General features: G+C 41.7%; 10 protein-coding genes. 2 read left to right on the top strand and 8 right to left on the bottom strand.

Going from position 1 to position 8007, the window contains the following annotated elements:
* The 8 genes from C3Z13_RS05620 to C3Z13_RS05590 form a co-directional block, all read right to left on the bottom strand.
* A partial coding sequence (locus tag C3Z13_RS05620) for an alanine racemase (protein ID WP_181022018.1) occupies positions 1-262 on the bottom strand: 262 nt, incomplete at its 3' end.
* A 5-nt stretch (positions 263-267) separates the two neighbouring features.
* Positions 268-1671, bottom strand: coding sequence for a replicative DNA helicase (locus C3Z13_RS05615; RefSeq protein WP_103855283.1), 1404 nt, complete (start codon positions 1669-1671; stop codon positions 268-270).
* 209 nt (positions 1672-1880) lie between these two features.
* Positions 1881-2873: a DUF2891 domain-containing protein gene (locus C3Z13_RS05610; RefSeq protein WP_103855282.1), complete on the bottom strand. Its 993-nt coding sequence runs from the start codon at positions 2871-2873 to the stop codon at positions 1881-1883.
* A 9-nt stretch (positions 2874-2882) separates the two neighbouring features.
* Complete coding sequence (locus C3Z13_RS05605; protein ID WP_103855281.1) at positions 2883-3863, bottom strand: DUF979 domain-containing protein; 981 nt, start codon at positions 3861-3863, stop codon at positions 2883-2885.
* Positions 3860-4459, bottom strand: a complete 600-nt coding sequence (locus C3Z13_RS05600; protein WP_281258781.1) for a DUF969 domain-containing protein — start codon at positions 4457-4459, stop codon at positions 3860-3862. Before C3Z13_RS05600 ends, C3Z13_RS05605 begins: the two co-directional genes overlap by 4 nt.
* On the bottom strand, positions 4431-4589 hold the full coding sequence (locus C3Z13_RS12710) for a 5-oxoproline transporter, DUF969 family subunit (RefSeq protein WP_281258780.1): 159 nt from the start codon (positions 4587-4589) through the stop codon (positions 4431-4433). The genes C3Z13_RS05600 and C3Z13_RS12710 overlap by 29 nt, the downstream gene beginning before the upstream one ends.
* A 185-nt stretch (positions 4590-4774) precedes the next feature.
* Positions 4775-5236 carry an outer membrane lipoprotein gene (locus C3Z13_RS05595; RefSeq protein WP_103853046.1) on the bottom strand — a complete coding sequence of 154 codons (462 nt, stop codon included), beginning with the start codon at positions 5234-5236 and terminating at the stop codon, positions 4775-4777.
* Between the two features lie 42 nt (positions 5237-5278).
* The gene (locus C3Z13_RS05590; RefSeq protein WP_103855280.1) at positions 5279-5854 is read right to left on the bottom strand and encodes a VOC family protein; all 576 of its coding nucleotides are present in this window, start codon (positions 5852-5854) and stop codon (positions 5279-5281) included.
* Positions 5855-5942: 88 nt separating this feature from the next.
* On the opposite strand from C3Z13_RS05590, the gene argS reads away from it, so the two are divergent.
* Both argS and C3Z13_RS05580 read left to right on the top strand, forming a co-directional pair.
* Positions 5943-7676 (top strand): arginine--tRNA ligase, encoded by a 1734-nt coding sequence (argS, locus tag C3Z13_RS05585; protein ID WP_103855279.1) that lies wholly within the window; start codon positions 5943-5945, stop codon positions 7674-7676.
* A 44-nt stretch (positions 7677-7720) separates the two neighbouring features.
* Entirely contained in the window at positions 7721-7972 is a 252-nt protein-coding gene (locus C3Z13_RS05580) for an antitoxin (protein WP_245872567.1), read from the top strand.
* The last annotated feature ends 35 nt before the right edge of the window (positions 7973-8007 follow it).

Here is an 8007-nt window from a genome sequence, read left to right as displayed (position 1 = left end):
CGCGGAAAAAGCCTTCTAATAATAAAATGGGCTTGGTAATGCCGTTGGAACGCAACGTCAGCGCTTCTTCTAAACGTGCCACACCAAAGCAATCGACAAATTCTTCCAACACGGACGCCACAAACGCCACGCCGTGTCCATAGGCATTGGCTTTTACCACCGCGATCACCTTGCTATTTGGCGCTTTTTGTTTGATCACCTTGATGTTATGTTTTAATGCGTGCGAACTAATTTTTGCTGTTGCGGGTTTTACATCAATCATAATGCCTACTCGTGAATATATTCTGGCTGATCTTTAAGGTTGTCAAAACGGGAAAATTGTCCGTTAAATTTCAACCGCACTTTACCAATTGGGCCATTACGTTGCTTACCGATAATAATTTCCGCAATGCCTTTTTCTTCTGAATTCTCGTTGTACACTTCATCGCGATAAATAAACATAATCAAATCCGCATCTTGCTCAATAGAGCCAGACTCACGCAAATCCGAGTTTACTGGGCGTTTATCCGCGCGATTTTCCAAGGTACGGTTAAGCTGAGAAAGGGCAATCACTGGCACTTCCAGCTCTTTGGCTAAAGCTTTCAAAGAGCGTGAAATTTCTGCAATTTCTAAGGTACGGTTATCAGAAAAGGCTGGCGCACGCATTAACTGCAAGTAATCCACCATAATCAGGCTCAAGCCACCGTGTTCGCGGTATACTCGTCTTGCACGAGAACGCAATTCGGTTGGCGTTAAGCCTGAAGAATCATCAATATACAAATTTGGCTTTTGTTTAAACACTCCTAAAGTGCTGGCAATTTTCGCCCAATCCCCTTCATCTAGACCTTGCCCTGTGCGGATTTTCGTTTGATCCACACGAGAAAGAGAGGCTAAGGAACGCATCATAATTTGTTCTGATGGCATCTCTAAACTGAACACTAGCACAGGTTTATCACTGGCTAATGCGGCATTTTCACACAAGTTCATCGCAAAGGTGGTTTTCCCCATAGAAGGGCGTGCGGCGACAATAATTAAATCAGAAGGTTGCAAGCCTGCTGTTTTGCGGTCTAAATCGATAAACCCTGTGGTTACCCCTGTTACCCCGTTATGGGTTTCGCTCGCGCTTAGCAATTCAATTTTATCAATGGTTTTATCTAAAATATCAATGATATTTTGCGGCCCTTCGGTCGCTGTGGTACGCTTTTCTGCAATGCTAAACACTTCGCGCTCGGCATCATCAAGAATTTCTTTAACATCTCGCCCTTTGGTTTGATAGCTCATTTCAGCAATTTTATTACTGGACGCAATTAGCTCACGCAAAATGGCTTTTTCTCGCACAATATCCGCATAAGTCAGCACGTTCGCTGCACTTGGCGTATTTTTTGAAAGCTCGGCTAAATAGGCAAAACCGCCCACTTCTTCGCTCACGCCAGCGGCTTTTAAGGTTTCATCTAAGGTTAAAAGATCCACAGGTTTATTGTTGCGGATCAAATTCATTATGTGTTGAAAAATTAGACGATGCTCAAAGGTATAAAAATCTTCGGCAATAATGCGCTCAGATACGGCGTCCCAATGGGCATCTGTCAGCAACATACTGCCGATGACCGCTTGTTCTGCTTCAATGGAATGAGGGGGAATGTTAATCTGCTCAACTTTTTTATCTTTCGAGCTTGAAGGGTATTGTTTCGCCATAAATCCGTTTTTGATTACGATAAAAATTTATGCCTATCATATACCAAATTGCAGGGAGAATTAAGAAAAAGAAAAAGAAAAAGAAAAAAGAAAAAGGGATTTTATTTCTGATCAAAAGAAAACCGCAACTTTGACGAATCGCTCAAAGTGCGGTTATTTTTTCTCAAGTTTTTATCGTTTGCTTTTTTAAACGAAAGCAACGTGATGGATTATTCCAACGCCAACAAGGCAAAGGTCGCAAGCCAGTGCGCACCGCTGTAATGACTACCTACAACGTGATCTAAGCTTGCTTGAAGATGCTGTTGAATGGCATTTTTAAGTGCTGTTTGTAAGGCGTGATCCGCAGGTAGCGCTTTTGCGATGTGTTTGAAGCACCACGAACGGCTCAGATTCAAGCCATCTAAATGGGCAATTTTTGGATCAGCACGATCGCTCACTTCTGCCGGACTTAGCAAAGTGTTGAGCTGTTGTTCAGGCAAGAACTCGGCAAACCAAGCTGGGAAATCCGCTAACACTTTACTCATTAACAAGGCTTCCGTTAATGCCCCTGAAAGATAATCGTCCCCTGCGGGTTCATAATTGGCTGGGTAATTTTTATCTTGGCGATAATAACGTTCGGTCGCCTGTAAAATGGCATTTTCCAATTCTTGATCCTGCATTGCTCTTGCATAATCCAACGCCAAAACCAATGCAAAGGCGGTGTTAAAATGCGTCCCAACACGAATTGGATAGCTTAATTTACCTAGATAATCGAGTAATTTTTGGCGAATATCCAAGGTGAGCGGTTGCAATAATTCATACCATTGCTCTGCTTGCGGTAAGTCGGATTGTTTAAGCTCTTGAGCAAGCGCCAAGATCCACGCATAACCATAAGGGCGTTCAAAAGAAGCACGGAATGGCGCGTGAAAATAAGCCAACTCGTGCGCCACATTTTCTGCCGTGAAATGTTCGGCGAATAATTTTTCGATCTCCGCTTTGCTGTCTAAATTAGGATAAATTTTTACACAGCGTAATAAAAGCCAATAGCCGTGAACCGCAGAATGCCAGTCAAAACAGCCGTAAAAAATCGGGTGTAACTGACGCGGCGATTGCACATCGGCTTCAGAATTAAGCAGGTGCATTATATGATTTGGGTATTCTTGGCGTAAAAATTGCAAGGGCATATTGGCAAATTCAGTCGCCTGTTGTTGAGTGAGTTTCATACTTGCTCCCTAAAAAATAATGAAATACATCAGAATAATATTGGCGATCAAAATAGATACCGCAGAAGGAATCTGCACTTTGATCACTTGATATTTATCTTTTAATTCTAACAATGCGGCAGGCACGATATTAAAGTTTGCTGCCATTGGGGTCATTAATGTACCGCAATAACCCGCATACATACCAATCGCAAACAGCGGTGCTGGATCAGCATTGTGCATCGTCACTAAAAACGGCAGGGCAATCCCCGCACTTAGCACTGGGAAAGCAGCAAAGGCGTTACCCATAATCATTGTGAAGAGCGCCATTCCTAAGCAATAAGTGGCAACGAGTAAGAAACGATTATTTGGGTCGATAAACAAGCTCACCACTTTTTGCACCGATTCCCCAGTGTTCGCTGCCACAAATACACCGCCTAACATTGCCAACATTTGCGGTAAAATTGCTGCCCAGCCAATGGTGTCCACCAAACGTCTGGATTGGCTTACCGCTTGCAATGGCGAGCCGCCTGTGAGTTTCCAACCGACTAATAACGCGGTGATACAAGCTAAGCATAATGCAGCAAGGGTGAGATATTTTTGATCAAGCAAGAATACGCCACCGATGGATACGCCTTTCAGGAAGATCGTTCCGATCACTGTAACCACAGGAATTAATACTGCGGGCAAGAATAACCAGTTTTTCAATTTATTTGATGAAGCTTCACGTTGCTCATCAGTTGCCATTGGGTATTCGCCTTTTCCTACTAAGCCAAGTCCAGCCAATAACGCAATGACGATTACAACTGCCCCAACAATGCGGTAAGTAAGCGCTTTTCCTAAGGTAGCGATCATTAAATCACTAAATAAGAAAATGCTGCCAAATAAGAACCAGAAAAGTGCGGTGGTAAATCGTTTAGCATTTGCTTTATCACGCAAGGTCATTACCACGAGTATCATCACAATAATGCCAATTAAATAATAAACGGAATTAATGCTGATTAAGGTCATTTGCTCGCCTCCTCTGTTGCTTTACCTGTTTGGGCTTGCCACGCCAACACATCGCGATGAATACTCGCATCAAGGCGTACAAGGCGGAACATATGAATCACTAATGCAGCAATCGCAGTTGGAATTGCCCATAATCCAATGTGTAATGGCTCTACGTTGGTGATGCCGTTTTCTTTCAAGAAAGCATCAATCAGCAATACCGCACCAAAGGCGATAAAAATATCTTCTCCAAAGAATACGGCAATATTGTCGCAGGCGGCGGAATGAGCTTTGATTTTATCGCGAATATGCTGTGGTAAATCACCATATTTATTGACCGCAGCCCCTTCTGTCATCGGTGCAAGCAAAGGACGTACAGTTTGTGCGTGTCCGCCTAAAGATATTAAACCTAATGCGGCGGTAGCTTCACGCATCACAAAATAAAGCATCAAAATGCGTGCTGAAGTAACACTTGCCATTTTCGCCACCCAAGCCTGAGCGCGCTCTTTCAAGCCGTAATATTCTAATAATCCAATAACCGGCAAAATCAGGATAAATGTGGCAAGAGAACGGCTGTTAATGAATTTTTCACCGAAAGTTTCCCAGTAACAGACCAAAATCCATTCCCACCATTAAACCTGTGGCTAAACCTGCCGCAACCACCACAAGTAGAGGATTAAAACGTAAGGCAAACCCAATTACAACAATGGGAATACCCACCAAAGGAAGTAGCGTTGCGCTATCCATAAATCAGACCTCCATAACATAGGATAAAAAGAAAAAATGGCGGTTGAGAATCAACCATCTTGAAAGAATATATGGAAGTGTTAACGAATTGTAAACAGAGTTTGACGAGATTAGAGAGCTAGATCACATTTTTAGCGCATAAAAAAATGCGGTGAAAAATCACCGCACTTTGTTAAAAGAAAAAATTACATCACCGATACATTAAGTTTTGAATCGCCTACGATTTGAACTTTTGCACCCGGAACAAATTTTTCGTTGTATTTTTGTACAACAACAATTTGCTTACCATCATTTTTTCGGATCACTAATTCTTGTGCATTCACTTGGCTTGCTTTTTCTTCTACTTTGCTACCAATTACCGCACCCGCGATTGCGCCTACAGCCGTTGCAATAGCTTGACCTGTGCCGCCGCCAATGCCAGAACCTGCGATACCACCAAGCACACCACCACCAACTGTGCCGATCACACCTTCATTTTCCGCTTGAATTTTCACCGCTCTTACAGAAACGATTGTGCCATAGCTGATTGAACGCGCTTCTTTTGCTTGTCCGCCAGAATACACATCACCGCTGTAAATATCCTGATTTGCGCAACCTGCTAAGCCCAAGCTCATTAAAATCGCTAATGCTAAACTCATTTTTTTCATAAGAAATACACCTTTATTTAACTAATTATCTTTATTCCCTTATCAAGACGCCACAATCGTCTTAATATGATAAGGATGCACCTTAATGCACACGGCGTTATCACCACTCACTGCAATTGAAGGATTTGGGAGCGTTTCACCCTCTACCTTAGGTTCACTCACTTTGACGCGTACATCTGTGATTTTGTTCCATAAAAAATGTGAATTTATCCGTTCAATCCACGCATTTGCTGTTTCCTTAGGCAAAAAAGGAATAACCGCTTCAATATGCTCCCAACCTTCTTGTGGATATTGTTTATTTTTCGGGAACGGCAATTCCACGATTTGCACTTGCTGATTAGCAAACGTTAATGGTGTATCTAATTGAATAAGATAGATTTTTCGCCCATTAACGAAATTATCGCTTAAAATTTTACCGCACTTTAATAACTCACTGAGCCAGCGTTGCGCGGATTGCTCGCTGTTCACTCGCACAGCAAGATGATCAATCACATAATCTTGCAACGGCAACGCCATTTTTTCCGCTAGTTGTAAAATATGCTGCTCAAATTTGGCAAACTCATCGTAGGAAAAGAAAGGGTTGTCAAAAAATGAAAAATTTTGCACCGCTCTTGTCATTTTTTCTTGCTTTGTCTTTGTCTTAATTCAGAAAGAAGGTATCATAGCGTATTATTTTATTTTCACAATTAAAAATTAAGGATAAACCGTGAATATTCAATCCATTTTATCTGACAAAATTAAGCACGCGATGATCCAAGCAGGCGCTGATGAACAATGCGAAGCCCTAGTACGCCAATCTAACAAACCACAATTTGGTGATTATCAAGCTAACGGCATTATGGCAGCGGCGAAAAAATTGGGTTTAAATCCCCGTGAATTTGCACAAAAAGTGCTAGAACATCTTGATCTTAGCCCTATTGCCGACAAAATTGAAATTGCAGGCCCTGGCTTTATTAATATTTTTCTTTCACCAACTTGGCTTGCGGATAACGTGCAAACCGCATTAAAAGACGATCACCTTGGCATTCACACGGATAAAAAAGAAACCATCGTGGCGGATTATTCTTCACCTAATGTAGCAAAAGAAATGCACGTTGGGCATTTGCGTTCAACCATTATTGGTGATGCCGTAGTGCGTACCCTTGAGTTTTTAGGGCATAACGTGATCCGTGCGAACCACGTTGGTGACTGGGGAACGCAATTCGGTATGCTTATCGCCTATTTAGAAAAAATGGAAAATGAACACGCTAGTGAAATGGAATTAAGCGATTTAGAAGCCTTTTACCGTGCGGCGAAAGAACATTACGACAACGATGAAGCCTTTGCTGAAAAAGCCCGTGGTTATGTGGTGAAATTGCAAAGTGGCGATGAATACTGTCGCGCAATGTGGAAAAAATTGGTTGATATTACAATGCAACAAAATCAACGCAATTACGATCGCCTAAACGTTACCTTAACAGAAAAAGATGTGATGGGCGAAAGCCTGTATAACCCAATGCTCCCTGCTATTGTGGAAGATTTGAAAGCGCAAGGATTGGCCGTGGAAGATGATGGCGCATTGGTGGTTTATCTTGATGAATTTAAAAACAAAGATGGCGATCCAATGGGCGTGATCGTGCAGAAAAAAGATGGTGGATTTTTATACACCACCACAGACATCGCTGCCGCCAAATATCGTTATGAAACCTTAAAAGCCGATCGCGTATTGGTGTTCTCGGATACCCGTCAAAGCCAGCATATGCAACAAGCGTGGTTGATTACCCGCAAAGCAGGTTATGTGCCAGAGAGTTTCCAATTAGAGCATAAAAACTTTGGAATGATGCTTGGCAAAGATGGTAAACCGTTCAAAACACGCAGCGGTGGCACAGTAAAATTAGCGGATCTTCTTGATGAAGCCATCGAGCGTGCGGATAAATTAATTAGCGAAAAAAGCACCGCACTTTCTCCTGAGGAAAAATCAGCCGTAGTGGAAGCGGTGGGAATTGGCTCAGTGAAATATGCGGATTTATCCAAAAATCGCACTACCGATTATGTGTTTGATTGGGATAATATGCTCAGCTTTGAAGGCAACACCGCGCCTTATATGCAATATGCTTACACGCGTATCCGCTCCATTTTCAACAAAGCTGGCATTAGCCCTGCACAGCTTGCAGATGCGCCAATCAAAGTAGTCGATGAAAAAGAGCGTGCTTTAGCCATTAAATTGCTCCAGTTTGAAGAAGCAATCCAACAAGTGGCAAAAGAAGGTTCACCACATATTCTTTGCGCCTATCTTTATGAATTAGCTGGCGTGTTCTCCAGTTTCTACGAACATTGCCCAATTCTTAACAATGAAGATGAAAGCATTAAACTCAGCCGTTTGAAATTGGCCTTACTCACAGAGAAAACCTTAAAACAAGGGTTGGATCTGTTGGGGATTAAGACTGTTGAGAAAATGTGATTTATTGTAACACCAAAGGCTAACTTTTCAGTTAGCCTTATTTTTTGACTAATCAAAATAACTATCGAAATGCCAATCTTCTTTGTAGGGGATTAATTGGTTCTCAATTTAAAAGTGGAAATAGCCAAGCAGTACAAATTCCTTCAAGCTTTCGTTTAGATCTGGATACAATAGAGATTCTACAAGGTAAAAATGGTGATGTTATTTTACGCCCTTTTAAACCTAAAGCGGATTTAAACTTTCTTGAATTATTTTTAGATTTTGATGAAAATCTTATTAACACATTAGAAAATTAAGAGAAATAATTTCTACAAATTAAATTATAAAATAT

Origin of the sequence: Avibacterium endocarditidis, from assembly GCF_002921145.1 — a bacterium.
GTDB lineage: Bacteria > Pseudomonadota > Gammaproteobacteria > Enterobacterales > Pasteurellaceae > Avibacterium > Avibacterium endocarditidis.
This window is presented reverse-complemented; position numbering and strand designations above follow the sequence as displayed.